This window comes from Sphingomonas sp. CFBP9019 (genome assembly GCF_034045155.1).
Lineage (GTDB): Bacteria > Pseudomonadota > Alphaproteobacteria > Sphingomonadales > Sphingomonadaceae > Sphingomonas > Sphingomonas aerolata.
In genome coordinates, this window is record NZ_JAXCWK010000001.1 from 75,241 (window position 1) to 94,344 (window position 19,104).

Annotated in this window: 16 protein-coding genes; 7 read left to right on the plus strand and 9 right to left on the minus strand. The window is 68.6% G+C overall.

Going from position 1 to position 19,104, the window contains the following annotated elements; all coding sequences use genetic code 11:
* Positions 1-49: 49 nt before the first annotated feature.
* The 3 genes from SOM18_RS00295 to SOM18_RS00305 all read right to left on the minus strand — a co-directional run bounded on the left by SOM18_RS00295 (position 50) and on the right by SOM18_RS00305 (position 3,370).
* A complete protein-coding gene (locus tag SOM18_RS00295; protein WP_042466990.1) occupies positions 50-1,300 on the minus strand; it encodes an MFS transporter in 1,251 nt (416 codons plus the stop codon).
* Between the two features lie 100 nt (positions 1,301-1,400).
* On the minus strand, positions 1,401-2,480 hold the full coding sequence (locus SOM18_RS00300) for an LLM class flavin-dependent oxidoreductase (protein WP_031440391.1): 1,080 nt from the start codon (positions 2,478-2,480) through the stop codon (positions 1,401-1,403).
* Positions 2,477-3,370, minus strand: coding sequence for an aldo/keto reductase (locus SOM18_RS00305; RefSeq protein ID WP_320481135.1), 894 nt, complete (start codon positions 3,368-3,370; stop codon positions 2,477-2,479). The genes SOM18_RS00300 and SOM18_RS00305 overlap by 4 nt, the downstream gene beginning before the upstream one ends.
* A 31-nt stretch (positions 3,371-3,401) precedes the next feature.
* Here SOM18_RS00305 and SOM18_RS00310 point away from each other — a divergent pair, with 31 nt between their 5' ends.
* The 6 genes from SOM18_RS00310 (at position 3,402) to SOM18_RS00335 (ending at position 12,106) form a co-directional block, all read left to right on the plus strand.
* Entirely contained in the window at positions 3,402-4,490 is a 1,089-nt protein-coding gene (locus SOM18_RS00310; protein WP_320481136.1) for a Gfo/Idh/MocA family oxidoreductase, read from the plus strand.
* Between the two features lie 72 nt (positions 4,491-4,562).
* Positions 4,563-4,862 carry a putative quinol monooxygenase gene (locus SOM18_RS00315; RefSeq protein WP_031394383.1) on the plus strand — a complete coding sequence of 100 codons (300 nt, stop codon included), beginning with the start codon at positions 4,563-4,565 and terminating at the stop codon, positions 4,860-4,862.
* A gap of 107 nt (positions 4,863-4,969) precedes the next feature.
* Positions 4,970-5,485 carry an RNA polymerase sigma factor gene (locus tag SOM18_RS00320; RefSeq protein WP_031440388.1) on the plus strand — a complete coding sequence of 172 codons (516 nt, stop codon included), beginning with the start codon at positions 4,970-4,972 and terminating at the stop codon, positions 5,483-5,485.
* Positions 5,486-5,521: 36 nt separating this feature from the next.
* Entirely contained in the window at positions 5,522-6,457 is a 936-nt protein-coding gene (locus tag SOM18_RS00325; RefSeq protein ID WP_031440387.1) for a FecR family protein, read from the plus strand.
* Positions 6,454-8,829: a TonB-dependent receptor domain-containing protein gene (locus SOM18_RS00330; protein ID WP_031440386.1), complete on the plus strand. Its 2,376-nt coding sequence runs from the start codon at positions 6,454-6,456 to the stop codon at positions 8,827-8,829. Before SOM18_RS00325 ends, SOM18_RS00330 begins: the two co-directional genes overlap by 4 nt.
* Positions 8,830-8,908: 79 nt before the next feature.
* The gene (locus SOM18_RS00335) at positions 8,909-12,106 is read left to right on the plus strand and encodes an autotransporter outer membrane beta-barrel domain-containing protein (RefSeq protein WP_031440385.1); all 3,198 of its coding nucleotides are present in this window, start codon (positions 8,909-8,911) and stop codon (positions 12,104-12,106) included.
* Positions 12,107-12,130: 24 nt separating this feature from the next.
* Here the strand turns inward: SOM18_RS00335 and moaC are convergent, their stop codons facing one another.
* Genes moaC through SOM18_RS00355 form a run of 4 tightly spaced genes read right to left on the minus strand, consistent with a single transcriptional unit; the run spans position 12,131 to position 14,976 of the window.
* A complete protein-coding gene (gene moaC, locus SOM18_RS00340; RefSeq protein ID WP_031440384.1) occupies positions 12,131-12,604 on the minus strand; it encodes a cyclic pyranopterin monophosphate synthase MoaC in 474 nt (157 codons plus the stop codon).
* Positions 12,601-13,377, minus strand: coding sequence for an indole-3-glycerol phosphate synthase TrpC (gene trpC / locus SOM18_RS00345; RefSeq protein WP_031440383.1), 777 nt, complete (start codon positions 13,375-13,377; stop codon positions 12,601-12,603). Before trpC ends, moaC begins: the two co-directional genes overlap by 4 nt.
* A 1-nt stretch (position 13,378) precedes the next feature.
* Complete coding sequence (trpD, locus tag SOM18_RS00350) at positions 13,379-14,371, minus strand: anthranilate phosphoribosyltransferase (protein ID WP_031440382.1); 993 nt, start codon at positions 14,369-14,371, stop codon at positions 13,379-13,381.
* Positions 14,368-14,976: an anthranilate synthase component II gene (locus SOM18_RS00355; RefSeq protein ID WP_031440381.1), complete on the minus strand. Its 609-nt coding sequence runs from the start codon at positions 14,974-14,976 to the stop codon at positions 14,368-14,370. The genes trpD and SOM18_RS00355 overlap by 4 nt, the downstream gene beginning before the upstream one ends.
* 167 nt (positions 14,977-15,143) lie before the next feature.
* On the opposite strand from SOM18_RS00355, the gene SOM18_RS00360 reads away from it, so the two are divergent.
* Positions 15,144-15,554 (plus strand): hypothetical protein, encoded by a 411-nt coding sequence (locus SOM18_RS00360; RefSeq protein ID WP_031440380.1) that lies wholly within the window; start codon positions 15,144-15,146, stop codon positions 15,552-15,554.
* 87 nt (positions 15,555-15,641) lie between these two features.
* Here the strand turns inward: SOM18_RS00360 and SOM18_RS00365 are convergent, their stop codons facing one another.
* Both SOM18_RS00365 and SOM18_RS00370 read right to left on the minus strand, forming a co-directional pair.
* A complete protein-coding gene (locus SOM18_RS00365) occupies positions 15,642-17,147 on the minus strand; it encodes an anthranilate synthase component I family protein (RefSeq protein WP_320481137.1) in 1,506 nt (501 codons plus the stop codon).
* Positions 17,131-19,074, minus strand: coding sequence for a peptidylprolyl isomerase (locus tag SOM18_RS00370; RefSeq protein ID WP_320481139.1), 1,944 nt, complete (start codon positions 19,072-19,074; stop codon positions 17,131-17,133). The genes SOM18_RS00365 and SOM18_RS00370 overlap by 17 nt, the downstream gene beginning before the upstream one ends.
* Positions 19,075-19,104 lie beyond the last annotated feature (30 nt).

The following is a 19,104-nucleotide window of genomic DNA, read 5'->3' on the forward strand; positions in this document are numbered from 1 at the left end:
ATTCAGCCGATGGGTATATAGATCTGGATGCAGGCGCATCGTATCAGCTTTAGTGCCCCTCGACCGGGCGCAACCGCGGCAGCAGCAGCTGAATCCAGCCGACCGCAAGCAGATAGGAGACGCTGGCGAACAGGAACAGCGGCAGGTAGCCGAGCCCGGCGGTCAGGACGAGGCCGGCGACCTTGGCGATCACCATACCACCGACATTGCCGCTGAACGAGCCGAACGCGGTGACCCGGCCGAGCTTGTCCTGCGGGACGACGTCGGCGATCAGCGCGAACAGGTTGGTCGAGAACGCCTGGTGCGCGGCGAGCGTCAGCGCCATCAGCGCGATCGTGACGGGATAGCTGCCGACGTAAAGCACGAGTGGAACGGGCAGGACGCAGAGCGCGGCGGCGAGCAGGATGCCCTTGCGGACCGCGTTGACGCTGTATCCCAAACTCAGCAACCGGGTCGCCACGCCGCCGCCGAGCAGCGAGCCGACCGCCGCGCCGCCATAGGCGATGGCCAGCGGGACACCGAGCGCGACCCCGCTCAGCCCATATTGGCGGTGGAAGAAGTCGGGCAACCAGAAGAGCATCAGCCACCAGGTCGCGTCGGACAGGATCTTGGCGACCGCGATCGCCCAGGTCTGGCGGTTGCGCAGGATCGGGCCGTATTCGCCGACCGGTGCCGCGGCATCTGCGGCGCCCACGGGCTGCGAGGTGAAGCGCAGGCGACGGGTCGCGATCAGCCAGACCGCCGCCCAGGCTAGCCCGAGCGCACCTGCGACAACGAACGTCCCCCGCCAGCCGACGAGCAGAGCGACCCCCGGTATCGCCAGCGGCGCCAGGATCGCGCCGATGCTGTTGGCAGCATTGGTCGCGCCGAACCCGCTCGACCGCCAGTTCTTGGGCAGCACCGACGCGATCGTCTTGATCCCGGTCGGCGTGCCCATCGCCTCGGTCGCGCCCAGGCTCACGCGGATCATCACGAACTCGGTCATCGATCGCGCCCAGCCATGCGCCATCGCGGCGATGCTCCACGCCGCGACGCCGATCGGGTTCGCCCATTTCACCCCGAGCTTGTCGACGATCCAGCCAGTGAACAGGAACGCGAACGCCGCGCCGCCCTGGAACCAGGCGGCGAGCGTCCCGTAATCATCGTCGCTCCAGCCGAGATCGGCGGCGATCGTCGGCTTGAGCACGGCGATGATCTGGCGGTCGACGAGGTTGAGGATGCCGGCGGTGACGACCAGCGCGAACAGCAATGTGCGGCCACGGGCGCTGAGTTGCGCGACGGTCTTGATGGGCAAAGTCATAGCGGGCGAGCATGGACAAGAGGACGATGGATGCGAGCCAGTTTCTCTTGTCCGCGTCGGTTATTTGATTTCAGTCGGTCTCAGCGGGCAGGCCTGCGTCCTAGACGACCAGGGGACCATGCTCGATCCGCGGCAGCACGTGGCGGGCGAACAGGTCGGCCTCGGCGGCGTGCGGATAGCCCGACAGGATGAACGCATCGATCCCTTCGGCCCGGTAGGCGTTGAGCTTGGCGAGCACCTGGTCCGGATCGCCGACGATCGCGGCCCCGCATCCCGACCGTGCGCGGCCGATCCCGGTCCACAGATTGGCCTCGGCATAGCCATCGTCGGATCCCTCGCGCAGTTCGGCCTGGCGACGGACGCCGGCGGACTGCGAATCGAGCGAACGCGCGCGGATTGCCTGACCTTCGGCATCGTCGAGCTTGGACAGCAGACGATCGGCCGCGGCGCGGGCTTCCGCCTCGGTCTCGCGGACGACGACATGGACACGGTAGCCGAAGCGCAGCGCGCGGCCATGGCGTGCGGCGCGAGCGCGCAGGTCGGCGATGATCGCACGGACGCCGTCCATCGTGTCGGGCCACATCAGATAGACGTCGGCATTGGTCGCCGCGGCCTCCCGCGCCGCCTCCGACAGACCACCGAAATAAAGCGCGGGACAGCGCCCTGACACGGTAGTCGTCCGCGGAGGGTCGAGCTTCAGTTTCCAGAAGTCGCCGTCATGGTCGAGCGGCTTGCCGTCGAGCAGCGTGCGCAGGATGTGCATCGCCTCGACCGTGCGGGCGTAGCGTGGCGCGCTTGCGAGCGTCTCGCCGGGCAGGTCGCTGGAGATGATGTTGATCGCCAACCGACCGCCAAGCATCTGGTCGATCGTCGCGATCTGGCGGGCGAGCTGCGGCGGCCAGCTTTCGCCGATCCGTACCGCCATCAGCAGTCGCAATCTCTTGAGCATCGGTGCGATGCCCGCGGCGAACGCGGTCGTGTCGATGCCAAGCGTATAGCCCGAAGGCAGCAGGATGTTGTCGTATCCCGCCGTCTCGGCCTGCATCACGATGTCGCGGCAATGCTCCCAGCTCGATTTCAGCGCGGGGTCGGGGACGCCGAGAAACTCGTAATCATCGTCGCACAGCGCGGAAAACCAGCTGATCTCGCAGGGCGGTAGGCTTGCCGACGGATCGATCATGGCAGCGAGACACCCATGCCGGCCTGCAGCACCGCATACCATTCGCTGCGGGTCCACGCGACCTTGTACGCATCGGCCGAGGCTGCGATCCGCGCGGGGGTCTGCGAGCCGACGATCGGGATGATCCGCGCCGGATGCGCCATGATCCAAGCCAGCGTCGCGGTCGCGGCGTCGACGCCGTAGCGCGCGCCTTGCTCGGCAAGCAGCTTCGCCGCCGGATGATCGCCCTGCGCCAGCCGGCCCCCGCCAAGCGGCGACCACGCCATCACCGCGACGTCGTGCGTCATCGCCTGATCGAGCGTGCCATCGAACAGGGGCGCGGTCTGGAGCGGCGAAAACTCGGGCTGGGTGCTGACGATCGGCTGGCCGAGAAACGCCTGCAACGCGGCGAATTCGTGGACGCTGTAGTTCGAGACGCCGATGCTGCGCACCTTGCCTGCGTCGACCATGCGCGTCAGCGCCTCGGCGACCTCCTGCGGATGGGTCATAAAATCGCGGCGGTGGATCTGGTACAGGTCGACCTGCTTGATCGCCATCCGCGTCAGCGACGCGTCGAGGGCGTCGGCCAGATACTCTGCACTGGAATTATACGGGATGCCGGGACGGATGCCCGCCTTGGTCGCGATCACCATCTTTGCGCGCAGGCTGCGGTCCTCGGCCAGCGCGCGCCCGAACAGCGCCTCTGCCGAGCCGAAGCCCGCCGGGACGTCGCAGCCATAGATGTCGGCGGTGTCGAAGAAGTTGATCCCCGCACCCAGCGCCGCGTCGATCATCGCGTGGACCGGCGCGGTTTCTCCGGCCAGCCGCCACATGCCCCAGGCTATCGGCGAAACAAGGATTTCGCTCTTGCCGAGCGGGCGAAGGTCGTTGGAAAGGCGGATCGTCGTCATGCCGACGGCTCATGGCATAGGGATAGACAGCTTGGTAGCCACGATCAGATACGGTGTCGTCGGAACGGGCATGATGGGCGTCGAACACATTCGCAACCTGGCGATCCTCCCCGGTGCGGAGGTAGTCGCGATCGCGGATCCGGTCGCGACCTCGATCGACTGGGCGACCGAGGCGCTCGGCGACCAGGCCGATGGCGTCGCGCGGTTCGACTCGGTCGAGTCGTTTGCGAAGCGCGCCGATGTCGATGCGATCGTCATCGCGTCGCCGAACAACACCCACCGCGATGTGCTCGAGCAGCTATTCGCGATGGACGCCGCGATCCTGTGCGAGAAACCGCTGGCGACGACGATCGACGATGCGCGGTGGATCGTCGAGCGTGCCGCCGCACACGCCAAGCCGTTCTGGACCGGTATGGAGTATCGTTTCATGCCGCCTGCAGCCGCCTTTATCGAGCAGGTCCAGGCGGGCCGGGTCGGCCGGCTGCAGATGCTCTCGATCCGCGAGCACCGCTTTCCCTTCCTGCCCAAGGTCGGCGACTGGAACCGGTTTGCCCGGAACACCGGCGGGACGATGGTGGAGAAATGCTGTCACTTCTTCGATCTGATGCGGCTGATCGTCGGGTCGGAAGCGGTGCGAGTCCATTGCTCGGGCGCGATGGACGTGAACCATCTCGACGAACTTTATGACGGCGAGCGCCCGGACATCATCGACAACAGCTATACGACGGTCGATTTCGCGAACGGCGTGCGGGCGATGCTCGATCTCAGCATGTTCGCCGATGGTGCGGAGAATCAGGAGGAGATGTCGGCGACGGGCGATGCGGCGCGGCTTGACGTGCTAATTCCTGCAGGCGAGCTCGTCTATTCGCCACGGGTCGGATTTCTCAACCCCAAGGCGGTCGAGCGCAGCCATGTCTCGGTCGATCCGGCGGCCCGGGCCGCGGGCTCGCACGAAGGCGCAACCTATTATCAGCACGCCGCTTTTGCCGCCGCCGTGCGCGGCGAGGGACCGGTACAGGTCACCGCGGAAGACGGCTTGCGCGCGGTCGCGATCGGTACCGCGGCGGAGATCAGCGCGCGCGAGCACCGGGTCGTGACGATGGCGGAACTGGGCGTCTGACCCTTTGGCGGGGTTGCGCGCCATCCGCCGGGCGCGCACAGGCTGTGGCGAAATCACGCCCAGGAGGTCGATATGCCCGTGAAGGTCATTGCGTTCGTTTCCGTCAAGCCCGGCCATGAGGAGGCGTTCATCGACGCCGCCCGCATCTGCGCCGCGGCGTCGCGGAATGAACCGGGGGTGCTCCACTACGATCTGTGGCGCGAGGCCGATGGCGACCGGCGCTTCGTGTTCAACGAGCTGTATGTCGACGATGCCGCGGTTCAGGCGCACATGGCGTCCGACCATTTCAAGGCACTGGGCGTGGCCTCGCGCGATCTCGCCGCCGCGCGTCCGACGATCATCGCGACGCATCCGGTCGACGTTGCAGGCTGAGGCAACACCGCGGCCGCGACGCGCGCATCCGTGAGGGGCTGACGCGCGCCGTCTGCGGCGAGCACCCGCGATGGTCGTGACGTTTTCTCTTACGGTATAGGCGACGGATGGACACGCAGGGTCTGGAGGCCGTCTTCCTCGCCAACCGCGATACGCTGCTCCGCTTTCTGTCGGCGCATGGCGCGGGGGATGCGGCGGAAGACCTTTTGCACGAGCTCTGGATCCGCGTGCGAACGCCGCGCGGCGGGCCGATCGCCGCGCCGCTGGCCTATCTGTATCGCGCGGCGCACAATCTCATGCTCGACCGTCATCGCGCGGTCCGGCAGGCCGCCCGACGCGACAATGACTGGAGCGACGCGGTCGGCGCCACGGTCGCGGGCCAGTCCGATGCGCCATCGGGTGAGCGCGTGCTGATCGCGCGCGAAGAGGCGCGGATGGCGGCGCGCGCGCTGGAGGCGGTCGGTGAACGCGCCGCGGCGGTGTTTCGCCGCCACCGGATCGACGGGGTCGCGCAACGTGCGATCGCGGACGAGATGGGCGTGAGCCTCAGCACCGTCGAAAGTGATCTGCGGCGAGCCTATCGTGCGATGATCGCGTTGAAAGGGCGGCTCGATGAGGTTTGAGGCGAACGTCTCCGTCAAGCCAGTCAGGAGGCCATGATGGCGCAGGACGACACCGCATTGGACGCACAGGCGCTCGACTGGATCGTGCGGACGGGCGATCCCGCATTCGACGACTGGCCCGGCTTCATGGCGTGGATGGAGGCGGACCCGACGCATGCCCCGCGCTATCATGCGCTGAACGCCGCAATCGATGATGGCGTCGCACTGGCGCGCGCACCGCAGGGGGGGGCGGTGGCGCCGCCGATGGCCAGCCCGTCACGACGCGCGCCGCAGCGGATAGGACGGTGGGCCGGCGGGGCGATCGCCGCATCGCTGGCGGTCGTCGCCGGCCTTTCGGTCTATGAGCGCCGCCCCCAACCCTATGCCGTCGAGGCGGCGCCGGGGGCCGCGCGGACGATCCTCCTCGCTGAGGGAAGCCGGATCATGCTCGCCGGCGGGTCCCTCGTGACGATCGATCGACGTGATGCGCGCATCGCGACGCTTGATCGTGGCGAGGCGATGTTCGTCGTCGCGCATGATGCGGCGGATCCGTTCGAGGTCCGGGTCGGCGAGACGCGCCTGGTCGATGTCGGCACGACCTTCGACGTCAAGCGGACCAGCGACGGCATGCGCGTTGCCGTGTCCGAAGGTGCGGTCGACTACGATCCGGGTCCGAACGCGATCCGGATGACGGCGGGGCAGGGTGTGGTGGCCACGCGCGGCGGTGTGATGCGGATCACGGTCGATGCCACGGCGGTCGGATCGTGGCGCGAGGGGCGGCTGGCGTTCGAAAATGCGCCGATGACCGAAGTCGCGGACGATCTGTCGCGAACGCTGGGCATCACGATCGCGGTGGCACCGGAGATCGCCGATCGCCGCGTCCGTGCGACGATCGCCACGGCCGGGCTCGCGCGTGACCCCATGCCGCTCGCCGCACTGCTCGACGTGACGATGCGGCGGTCCGCACAGGGTTGGACGATGTCGGCACGGTGATTCGGGGGGGCGTGGTCTTCGTCGTCGCGGTGGCGATCGCCGGGCTGACCGCTGCGTCGGCTGCGGCGGGGCCGGTATCGCTCGACCTGCGCGCGGGCCGTCTGGGCGATTCCGTCATGGCACTGGGGCGGCAGGCGGGGGTCAGCATCGCCGTCGACGACCCGGTTCTGTGGGCACGACCCGTCCCCGCGATCCGGGGCCGCTTTACGGCCCGGCAGGCGCTCGCAAAGCTCGCACGGTCGACGGGGTCGACGATACGGTCCGCAGGGGCCGGGGGGTGGCGTCTGGTCGCGCGCGCCGCGCCGCCACCTGCGGCACAGCGCCGTCTGCCGCCGGGCACCGCCCATGCCGCGGTTACGACCATCGCAGGGGCCGATATCATCGTCGCCGCCAGCAAGCGGGACACCCGGCTGCGCGATTTCGCCGGGCAGGTCGCGCATCTCGACGGAATCGACCTGGCGCTTGGCGGCGCGGGGGGCAGCGACGCGGTGCTGGCGCGGCTGGCGAGCGTGTCGTCGACGCATCTCGGTGCGGGGCGCAACAAGCTGTTCATTCGCGGCATTGCGGATTCGAGCTTCACCGGCCCGACGCAGACGACCGTCGGCCAGTATCTCGGCGACATCCGGCTCAGCTACAACGCGCCCGATCCCGACCTGCGGCTCTACGATATCGCGTCGGTCGAGGTGCTCGAGGGGCCACAGGGCACCCTCTACGGCGCAGGGTCGCTTGGCGGCATCATCCGCACGGTCCCCAACGCGCCGGTGATCGACGACACGACGGCCGCCATCGCGACGGGCGTGTCCGCGACGACGCATGGCGACCCCGGCGGCGACATCGGCGCGACGCTCAACCTGCCTGTGATGGAGGGCCGGATGGCGCTGCGTATCGTGGGCTATGCGGTGACGGAGGGCGGGTATATCGACAACCCGACGCTCGGGCAGAGCGACGTGAACCGCACCAGCATCGCCGGAGGGCGGGGTACGCTGCGTGTCGATCTGGGGCGCAACTGGACGCTCGATCTGGGCGGCGTGTACCAGCGGACCCGCGGCGACGACAGCCAATATACCGATCGCGACGCGCCGCCCCGCACGCGGAACAGTGCCGTCGTACAGGGCTTCGGTGCGGACTACCGGATGGGCGATCTGGTCGTGTCGGGCACGCTTGGCGGCCTGATGCTGCGATCGTCGACGGCGATCGTCGGGCAGACGCTGACGGAACGCTATGACGCCACCATGGTGAACGGCGATCCGCGGCTGTTCGTGCAGCGCAACGCGACCGCGATGCTGACCAACGAGACCCGGCTGTGGCGGCCGATGCGCGCCGGCTTCGGCTGGGTGGTGGGCGGCAGCTTCACGCACAACCGGACGCGGCTGTCGCGCGCACTCGGCGCAGTCGAGGCACCGGTGCCCGTGACGGGCGTTACCAACCGGATCGACGAGGCGACGCTCTATGGCGAGGCCAGCGTCGCGCTGTTCCCCGGATTGATCGCGACCGGCGGCGCGCGCGTGACACGGGCCGCGCTGTCGGGAACGGGCCAGGATCTGGCGGAGGCCCTCGCTCCGGTCGCGCTCGCGCGTGCGCAGGTGACCGCCAGTCGTCGTGAAACGAGCCTGTTGCCGTCCGGATCGCTGATCGCAACCGTGCTGCCGCGGCTGTCGCTCTATGCCCGGTACCAGCAGGGGTTCCGGCCCGGCGGGCTCGCGATCGAGAGCGACTTCGTCCGGCGGTTCCGCAACGACCGGGTCCGCACGATCGAAAGCGGCATACGGTTCGGGCAGAGCGGGATCGACGCGGTATCCGTGTCGGCCGGGCTGTCACATACGCTCTGGGACGATATTCAGGCGGACTTCATCGACGGGTCGGGGCTACCGAGCACTGCCAATATCGGCAACGGCCGGATCTGGTCGGCAAGCGCGGCGGCCGCCTGGCGACCGGTCGCCGGGCTCACGATCGACGCCGGGCTGACCTATAACGACAGCCGGGTGACCGAACCCAGCCAGGCCTATGCCCTGGCGTTCGCGCGGATGAGCCAGGTTCCCAATATCGCCCGGTTCGCAGGGCGGTTGGGGCTCGACTATAGCCGGCCGCTCTGCGGTGACCTCGACCTGCGGGTCTACGGCTGGGCGCGCTATGTCGGCCGCTCCCGGCTCGGTATCGGCCCGGTGCTCGGGGAGGAGCAGGGCGATTATCTCGACACCGCGCTGACAATGCGGGTCGGCCGGCCGACACTGGGTCTGACGCTCGGCGTGACCAATTTGACGGATGGCACCGGCAATCGCTTCGCGCTTGGCACGCCGTTCCAGATCGGCAGCGGCCAGATCACGCCATTGCGGCCTCGCACGTTGCGCCTGGGGATAGACGCGGCATTCTGAAAAGCTGCGCAGCCCGGCAAGGCTGCGCGGCAATGGTTCCGTCCTGTGTTCGAAACATATTCGAAAAGGGACCTGGTTCATGCGTCGTATCCTGCTTGCCTCTACCTGCCTGATGGCGGTCGTTCCGGCCCATGCGCAGACCACGATCGAGACCAAGCGCACCGATGCGGTGCGGACCTCGACCGTGAAGGCCGGGGCGCCGGATGCGATCCGGATCACGACGGCGGGATCGGTGACCCCTGCCGGCGGCACGGCGGTGACGATCGACAGCGTGCATGCCGTCACCAACGAAGGCACCGTCCAGGTCACCAATGCGGACAATGCCACGGGCATTCTCGCGGTTGCGGGGACCGGCGGCGGTATCACGAACAGCGGCAAGATCATCGTCGACGAGACCTATGAGGCGACCGACGTCGACAAGGATGGCGATCTCGACGGCCCCTTCGCTGCGGGCAGCGGCCGGACCGGCATCCGCACCGCAGGCGCCTATAGCGGTGCCATCACCAATACGGGCGCGATCACGGTCGAAGGGAACGAGTCCGCAGGGATCTGGCTCGGCGGCCCGCTGTCCGGCGCGCTCAAGACCGAGGGCACGATTGCGGTGACGGGAACGAACGTCGTCGGCGTGCGGACGAGCGACATCACCGGCAACGTCCGGCTTGCCGGGACGGTGGCGGCGATCGGGCAGGGAGCCGTGGCGGTCCGGCTCGATGGCGCGATCACCGGTGCGCTGGTGGTGCAGGGGGCGCTCGGCGCGACGGGCTACCGCACCACCACCGCGCCGGCGGATCCGTCGAAGCTTGATGCCGACGACCTGTTGCAGGGCGGATCGGCGCTGGTCGTCGCGGGCAACGTGTCGGGCGGGATCGTCTTCGCGGTGCCGCCAAAGGATGCCAGCACGACCGACAATGACGAGGACAAGGACGGGATCGACGACAGCAAGGAAGGATCGGCGTCGGTGACCGCCTATGGCGCGGCGCCCGCGGTCCAGATCGGGTCGGCGACCAATGCGGTCGCGATCGGCGCAGTCGCGGGTAGCGGCACGAATTTCGGCCTGATCGTCGATGGCGGCATCGGTGGCAGCGGTGTCTATGCGGGTGTCACCGCGACCGGCCTGTCGATCGGCGGCCTTGGTGGCAGCGTGTCGATCGTCAACGGGATTGCGGTCAACGGCACGGTCCAGGCGCAGGCCAACGGGGCGAGTGCGACCGCGATCCGGATCGGCAGCGGCACGACGACGCCCGAACTGCGCAATGCCGGAACGATCGCGGCGGCAGGCGGCGGTACGACCGCGTCGCTGTCGAGCGCGGTCCTCGTCGAGGCGGGCGCGACGGTCGGCACGATCCGCAACAGCGGGACGATCAAGGCGAGCGCACAGGCCGCCGATGGCAGCGCCACCGCGATCCTCGACCGGTCCGGCCGGGTGACGCTGGTGGAGAATAGCGGGGCGATCACCGCAAGCGGTGCACTCGCGACGTCGGAGCGCAACGTCGCGATCGACCTGTCTGCAACGACGGCGGGCGCCACCGTCCGCCAAACCGCGGTCGCGGCGGGCGTCACGGCGCCGAGCATCGTCGGCGACGTCCGCTTCGGTACGGGGAACGACGTGTTCGAGATCGCCGATGGCACCGTGTCGGGCACGACCCGGTTCGGCGGCGGCGCGAACCGTCTCGCGCTGTCGGGCGACGCAGCCTATGCGGGGGCGGCGCTCTTCGGCACCGGCAACGACACGATGGCACTTGCCGGGACGGCGGTGTTCAGCGGCGCGGCGGATTTCGGTGGCGGGGCGGACACGCTGACCATCGGCGGGACATCGCGCTTTTCGGGCACGCTCGCGAACAGCGGCGGGCTGGCGGTGACGGTCGCAGGCGGTACGCTCGACCTGACCAAGGCGGCAACGATCGCGTCGCTGGCGATGGGTTCGGGCAGCGTGCTGGCGGTGACGCTGGACAAGACCGGGGGGACGGGGACGTCGATCACCGTCGCCGGGGTGGCATCGTTCGAGAAGGACACCAAGCTCGCGCTCAAGCTCGCCAGCATCACCGGTGCGGAAGGACGGTACACGGTCCTGCGTGCGGGGAGCCTGACCGGCGCGGCAAACCTGACCGCCTCGACCACGCTGTTGCCGTTCCTTTACAAGGGTAATGTCGCGACGGGCACGGGCAACGACGTTGCGATTGACATCGTCCGCAAGACGACGGTCGAACTCGGCCTCAACCGCTCGCAGACTTCCGCCTACAATGCGGTCTATGCGGCGCTCGGTACTGACGCCAAGGTCGGCCAGGCGTTCCTGAACATCAATGACGGCGACGCATTTCGCGGATCGCTGCGCCAAATGCTTCCGGATCATGCCGGCGGGACGTTCGAGACCGTGACGATGGGCTCGCGCGCGACCGCCCGGGTGATCGCCGACCCGCACGGCCCGTTCAAGGACGAGGGGCAGTGGGGCTATTGGGTCAGCCAGGTCGGCTGGGGCACGTCGAAGAGCATCGGCGATACCGGCGGCTATGACGTGACCGGCTGGGGCGTCTCCGGCGGGGCCGAATACAAGACCGGGCTGGGCAATATCGGTGCCTCGCTCGCCTATCTCAGCGGTCGCGATGCCGATGAGGGGACCAGCAACGAAGTCAGTTCCAATCAGTATGAGCTCGCGGCCTATTGGCGTGGGCACTGGGGCGGGCTGAACGCCAATGCCCGCGCCTCGGGTGCACGGATCGGGTTCGACGGCGTGCGGCGATTTGCCGGCACCGCGGGGACCGAGGCGGTCCAGCGCGTGTCGAGCGCGGACTGGAACGGCACGCTCTACTCGGCGTCGGGCGGCCTGTCCTATGATGCCGATCTGGGCAATATCTCGTTCCGGCCGATCATCGCGGTCGATTATTACAAGCTGAAGGAGGACGGCTATAGCGAAACCGGGGGCGGCACCGCGATCGATCTGGTCGTCCAGTCGCGCAGCAGCGACGAACTGGCGGTCACCGGCAGCGCGGCGCTGGGTCTCGATCTCGGCGGGCAGAACCAGGACGCAGGCTGGTTCCGCTTTGAGCTCGAGGGCGGGCGGCGCGAACTCGTTGGCGGGGGGCTGGGTGCGACGACCGCGGCCTTTGCCGGCGGGACCGCGTTCACGCTGACACCCGAGGAGCGGACAAGCGGCTGGGTCGGCAAGCTGCGCGCGGTCGGGGGCAATGCGGCGTTCCGCTTCGGCGGCGAATTCAACGCCGAGGAGCAGCAGGGCCGCGCCGCATTGTCGCTGCGCGCAAGCCTGCAGATCGGGTTGTAACGACGGAAGACTGGTCTGCCCGCGTCAGCGCGGTGCGGACCAGTCCCCGGACTTGCCGCCGCGCTTCTCGAGCAGGCGGATCCCGTCGATCTCCATCGCCTTGTCGATCGCCTTGGCCATGTCGTAGACGGTGAGCAGCGCGACCCCGACCGCGGTGAGCGCCTCCATCTCGACGCCGGTCTTGCCGTCGGTCGCGACGGTCGCGGTCGCGGTGACGCCGCTGGCGTCGACGTCGAGGTCGAGCGTGATCTTGGTCAGCGGCAGCGGGTGGCAGAGCGGAATCAGGTCGCTGGTCCGCTTGGCGGCCATGATCCCCGCGACGCGGGCGACGGCGATGACGTCGCCCTTCTTGGCCGAGCCCTCGGCGATCGCGCGCGCGGCCTCGGCCGACATGGTGATCCGGCCGGTCGCGACCGCCTCGCGTGCGGTCGGCGTCTTGCCGCCGACATCGACCATCCGCGCGGCACCCGCCGCATCGACATGCGTCAGCTGGCTCATCCGACCAGTGCCCGCGTCGCGGCCTCGACATCGTCCTGGCGCATCAGCGCCTCGCCGATCAGGAAACACCGGATCCCGCGCTCGGCCATCGCGTCGAGGTCGGCGCGCGTCGTCAGCCCGCTTTCGGCGACGAACGTGCAGTCGCGCGGTGCCTTGTCGACCAGGTCGTAGGTCCGTTGGAAGTCGACGGTGAAGTCGCGCAGGTCGCGGTTGTTGACCCCGATCAGCCGCGACTTGAGCTTGAGCGCGCGATCGAGTTCGTGCGCGTCGTGGATCTCGACGAGCACGTCCATGCCGCATTCGAGCGCTGAGGCCTCGATCTCCGCCATCTGAATATCGTCGAGCGCGGCGACGATGATCAGGATCGCGTCGGCGCCGATCGCGCGCGCCTCGGTCGCCTGCCACGGGTCGACCATGAAGTCCTTGCGCAGGACCGGGATCGACACGGCGTCGCGCGCGGCGGACAGATAGGCGTCAGCGCCCTGGAACCATTTTTCGTCGGTCAGCACCGAGAGGCAGGCGGCACCGCCCGCCTCATAGGCGCGGGCATGCGCGGGGGGATCGAAATCGGCGCGGATCAGCCCCTTGGACGGGCTTGCCTTCTTGACCTCGGCGACCAAGGCATAGCCGGACTTCGCATCGAGCGCGGCGCGGAAGCCGCGCGGCGCGGACATGCGGGCGATGCCGGCATCGATGTCCGACAACGAGGTGGTGGCCTTGCGCGCGGCGACTTCGGCGCGCTTGGTCTCGAGGATACGGTCGAGCATGGTCATGTCAGTAGGCGATCCAGCGGTCGAGCAGCGCGTCGGCGCTGCCGGTGTCCAGGGCGGTGGCGGCGAACGCCGCGCCAGCGACAAGGGTGGGGACGGTCCCGGCGACCATCAAGGCCGCGGCGGCGTTGAGCAGGACGGCGTCACGATAGGCACCCGCCTCGCCCTTCAGCAGGCGGCGGAGCGCCCCTGCATTATAGGCGGCATCACCGCCGCGAATTGCCGTGATCGCATGCCGCGGCAACGCTGCATCGTCGGGCGTGACGCGCGCGGGAAGCACGACGTTGCCGATGGACGCAACGACGCTGGGGCCCGCGCCGGACAGTTCGTCGAGCCCTTCCTCGCCGGAGACGACGAGTGCGGCCTGGGTACCGAGCTGGGCGAGGGCATCGGCGTAGAGCGGGACATAATCGGGCCGCGCGATGCCGATGAGCTGACGCGTCGTTCGCGCGGGATTGGCGAGCGGCCCCATCAGGTTGAATATCGTCCGCCTGGCGATACGCTGACGGATCGGGGTGATCCGCTTCATCGCCGGATGGTGATTGGCGGCGAACAGGAAGGCGATGCCGATGTCGCGCAGGCTGGCCTCGGCCGTCGCACCCGCGCGGTCCATGTCGAGGCCGAGGACTTCGAGCGTGTCGGCGGCGCCGGCCTTGCTCGAGGCGGCACGGTTGCCATGCTTGGCAACCGGCACGCCGCAGGCCGAGACGACGAGTGCGACGGCGGTCGAGACGTTGAGCGTATGGTGGCCATCGCCGCCGGTGCCGCAGACGTCGATCGCGCCCGGCGGCGCATCGATCGGGATCATCCGCTCACGCAGCGCACGCGCGGCCTCGGCGATCTCGATACTAGTTTCGCCACGCTCGGACATGGCGATCAGGAATGCGGCGATCGCGTCCTCGCTGGCGCGCGCGTCGAGGATGCCGGCAAACGCCTCGCGCGCGGTCTCGCGCAACAGCGGCGTCGTCGGATCTGGCAGGAGCACGGTGGTCGTCATCGATCGAGCCCCTCGCGCAGGCGGTCGGGCAGCTGATGCGAAATCCCCGCCAGCGTCAGGAAATTGGCGAGCATCGCGTGGCCGTGTTCGGTCGCGATGCTCTCTGGATGGAACTGCACCCCGTGGATCGGCAGCGTCGCGTGGCGGAACCCCATCACGCTGCCATCCTGCGCGGTCGCGTTTACGACCAGCGCATCGGGGACCGCGTTGACGATCAGCGAGTGATAGCGCGTCGCGATAAACGGCGAAGGGAGGCCGGCATAGAGGCCGGTGTCGTCATGGACGACCGGCGACGTCTTGCCGTGCATCAGCCCGCCACGTTCGACCTTGCCGCCGAAATGCTGCCCGATCGCCTGATGGCCGAGGCAGACGCCGAGCAGCGGCCTGCCGGCATCCGCGCAGGCGGCGACGAGGTCGAGGCTGACGCCCGCTTCGGTCGGCGTGCAGGGGCCGGGGGAAATGAGAAACGCCTCCGCGCCGGACGACAGGGCCTGTCCAGCGGAGATCGCATCGTTGCGGACGACCTCCACCTCGACACCCAGTTCCATCAGATAATGGACGAGGTTCCAGGTGAAGCTGTCGTAATTGTCGACGACCAGGATCATGCGTTCGCCATAGACGAAGTCGAAGACGGTGCAACGGGGATGCGCATCGGGCGACGCTGCACATTATGTCGGCCATAATCGGTGCAGGGCAAAGCGCGGGGCATGCTATTCAGCACGGAGCAACCTGCGGCGGCAGACGTTGTGCGTATGCAAGGAGTTTTCTACCAATGTTCCGTCTCACCGTCCTCGCCGCGCTGATCGCGCTTCCCGCCCTCGCTTCGGCGCAGGAGCAGACGGCCGAACAAGGCCAGCCCCCGCAGCGCATCCGCAGCGTCACGCTGGGGGCTGGGCAGAAGTGCCCGACATCGACCAATGGCGAGATCGTCGTCTGTTCGACACTCGACCAACCCTATCGTATCCCCAAGGAACTGCGCGATACCGCACCGATCGCCGCGCAGAACCAGAGCTGGGTCAACCGGGCTGCAACCGTCGATCAGGTCGGCCGCGTCGCGGGCGGGCTGCCGGACACCTGTTCGCCGGTCGGTACGGGCGGACAGTCGGGATGCGCGCTCGCACGGGCCCGTGCCTATTCGGCCGAGCGTCGTGCGCAGGCTGCGGGGCAGGCGATCGATCCCTGACGCCACAGCGAGCTCTATCCGGACCTAGGCCGCGGTCGTCACCTGACGCCCGCGGCCTTTTACTGTGTTTGTCGAACGATGGCGGGATTACTGCCCGTAGGACGTCCCGCCGGCGCGCGCGACCGCTTCGCGGGCGGCGGCGAGGATCGCCCCGGCCTTGGCCTCGCATTCGCGCTGTTCGGACACGGGATCGCTGTCGGCGACGATTCCCGCCCCCGCCTGTGCATGGATCATCCCGTCCTTCACCACGGCGGTCCGCAACACGATGCACGAGTCCATCGATCCGTCGGGGGAGAAATAGCCGACGCCGCCGGCATAGGCGCCCCGCCGTTCGGGTTCGAGTTCGGCAATGATCTGGCACGCCCGGACTTTTGGTGCGCCGCTGACCGTGCCGGCGGGGAACCCCGCGAACAACGCATCGAGCGCGTCGCTGCCGGGCGCGAGCGACCCGACGACGTTCGAGACGATGTGCATGACGTGGCTGTAGAATTCGACGCCATAGCTTGCCGTGACGCGGACCGAACCCGGCGCCGATGCCCGTCCGACATCGTTGCGGCCGAGGTCGAGCAGCATCAGATGCTCGGCGCGTTCTTTCGGGTCGGCGAGCAGGCTGGTCCGGTTCGCCTCGTCCTCCGCAGCACTGCGGCCCCGCGGGCGGGTCCCGGCGATCGGGCGGATCGTCACCTCGTCGTCGCGAACGCGGACGAGGATCTCGGGTGAGGATCCGATCAGCGCGAAGCCGGGAAGATCGAGGTGATAGAGGAAAGGCGACGGATTGATCCGCCGGAGCGAGCGATAGAGCTCGAACGGCGGGAGCGTGAACGGCGTGCTGAAACGCTGGGCAAGGACGACCTGAAAGATGTCGCCCGCCACGATGTAATCCTTAGCGCGCGCGACCATCGCACCGTAATGATCCGGCGACAGCGCCGGCGTGTAGGACGGCTCTGGTGAGACCGCCCGGACCGGCGCCGGTACCGGCGTGGTCATGAGCTTCGCGGCGACGGCGTCGAGCCGCTCCTCGGCACGCGCGACGATCGTGGCGGGATCCATCGCGGGATCCGGCCAGGCGGGGGCGACCAGAAACAGCGCGTCGGCGAGCCGGTCGAAAACAAGAACCACCGAGGGACGCACGAAGATCATGTCGGGCAGGCCGAGCGGGTCGCGGTCGGGTTGCGGCAAGGCCTCGACCAGGCCGACCGTCTCATAGCCGAAATACCCGACCAGACTGGCGAGCGCGCGCGGCAGCTCTTCCGGGACGTCGCTGCGGCATTCGGCGACGAGAGCGCGCAGGGCATCGAGCGTGGGCAGCGCACAGGGTTCGAACGCCTCGCGATCGGTCGACCAGTGACGGTTGATCTCGGCACGATGACCCGCGGCACGAAACAGCAGATCGGGCGCGAGGCCGATCAGACTGTGCCGTCCACGCGTTGCGCCGCCCTCGACCGATTCGAGCAGGAAGTCGCCACGCCCCGGCTCAATGAGCTTGAGGGCGGCGGCGACCGGCGTCTCCGTGTCGGCGACCTGCCGCCGCCAGACAAGGGCGGGGCGTCCGGCGGCGAGCGCCGCGCGTGCGAGCTCAGTTATTGGAACCACCCTGTGCCAGCAGTTCGGCACGGACGCGGGCGACGGCCTTCGGATTGGTCTTCACGCCGACCTGCGCGCGGACGGCCTTGACGAACTGGTCGACATATTCGCGACCGACGCTGCGCGCGATCGAACCGCGAGCGGCCTGGATCGCCGCCTGGTTGCCGGTCGCGTTGCCGCGATCGATCTTGTCGAGTTTGACCACGAACCAGCCATCGGGGCCGGCGATCGTCTTGGCGGTACCCTGCGCCATGCTGAACATCAGGCGCAGCACGGGCGGGGTGTTTTCGGGGTTCTGCATGATCTGTGCGCGCGACGCCGTGACGGGGCGCGCGAGTGGGACTAGGAAGCCCGACTGCCCCAGCGCCTGTTGCAGCGGCATGCCCTTGTTGATCCGGGCCAGTGCGGCATTGGCATATTTGCGGGCGGCCTGGCCGGCGCGGTCGGCCATCAGGTCGCGCATCACGGCAGGACGGACCTGTGCGAGCGGACGGGGTGCGGCGCGAACGACGCGGCCGAGCGCGACGACCGCGAAGCTGCCGTCCGACCCGGTCTGGACCATCTGCGGCGCATCGCCCTCGGCGGCCTGGAACGCGGCACTGACGATCGGCGCTAGAGCGGCGTCGGGCTGGGTGGCGGGCGCGTCGGGGTTGGTGCCGTTGGCGACGAGGCCGGGCGTGGTGATCGCGGTCAGCTTGCGGTCCGCGATGATCTCGTCGAACGTCGCATTGTCCGACAGGCCGTCGTCGATCGCGTCATGGATCTTGCCGAGCGCTGCCTGCGCCTTTTGCGCGCTGAGTGCTGTGGCGATCTCGCCCCGTGCCTGGTCGAGCGTCTTGGCGGGGACGTTCTGGATCGAATCAATGCGAGCGATCGTCCAGCCGAGCGGCGTACGGACGGGGCCGACGACCGCGGCATTCGCTGCCGCGAACACGGCATTCGCGACCTGCGGGCTGGTCGTGCCGGCATAGGCGGCCTTCTCCACACCCGTCTGGGTCGATGCCTCGAGCCCGGCGGCGCGGGCGGCATCGGCGATCGCGGTTCCGGCCTTCACCTTGGCAGCAATCGCGGCTGCACCCGCCTGATCGGCGACGACGACCTGCGTGATCGTGCGCTTCTCCGTCGGGGCATAGCGCGCGCGATCCTGCTGATATTGCGCGGCGATTTCGGCGTCGGTCGGGACGGCCTGCGCCTTCACCTGCGCCGCGTCGACGACGGCGTAGCGGATGACGCGGCGTTCGGGGATCGTGTAGCGCGCGACGTTGCGACGATAGAAGGCGTTCAGTTCGGCGTCGGTCGGCGCAGGGCCGGCGGGCACCGCGGCGGTCGGGATGAAGCCCACCAGACCGCTGCGCTTCTCGAGCAGCAAAGAGGCGAAGGGGAGGGCGAGCTGGCTCGGGACCTGCGACGCGCCGCGCGTCGGCAGGATCAGCTGCTGCGCATAGGTGTCGCGGACGATGTCGGCACGGATCTGCGCGTCGGTCAGCTTCCGTTCGACCAGCACGCGCTGATACAGGGACGGATCAAACTTGCCGGTCGGGCCCTGCAGCGCGGGGATGCTGGCAATCTGCCCGTCGACCGCGCGCTTGCTGACGACCATGCCCTGCTGCCGGCCGAACTGCTCGAGCGCGAGGCTCGCCGTGATGCGATCCAGCGTGCCGTCGAAGCCGCCCTGCTGGACATAGCTCGCCATGTCGAGCGTCGGCTGCTGCTGGCGGAAACCTTCTATCTCGGTCTGGACACGCGTGCGAAGCTCGTTCGCCGTCACGTCCGCCTTGCCGACCGTGGCAACGTCGTCGGCGGCGATGCCGCTTGTTCCGCCGCCCAACCCGGTCATGTCACCCGCCGCGAAGGCGAGTGCGATGACGCCGAGGAGGCCGAAGGTGATGATCACGCCGAACCTCGACTGGGTGAGGCGGCGGAAGAAACTGAGCATGAATGGCCGATCGACAGGGACTGAGTTCCT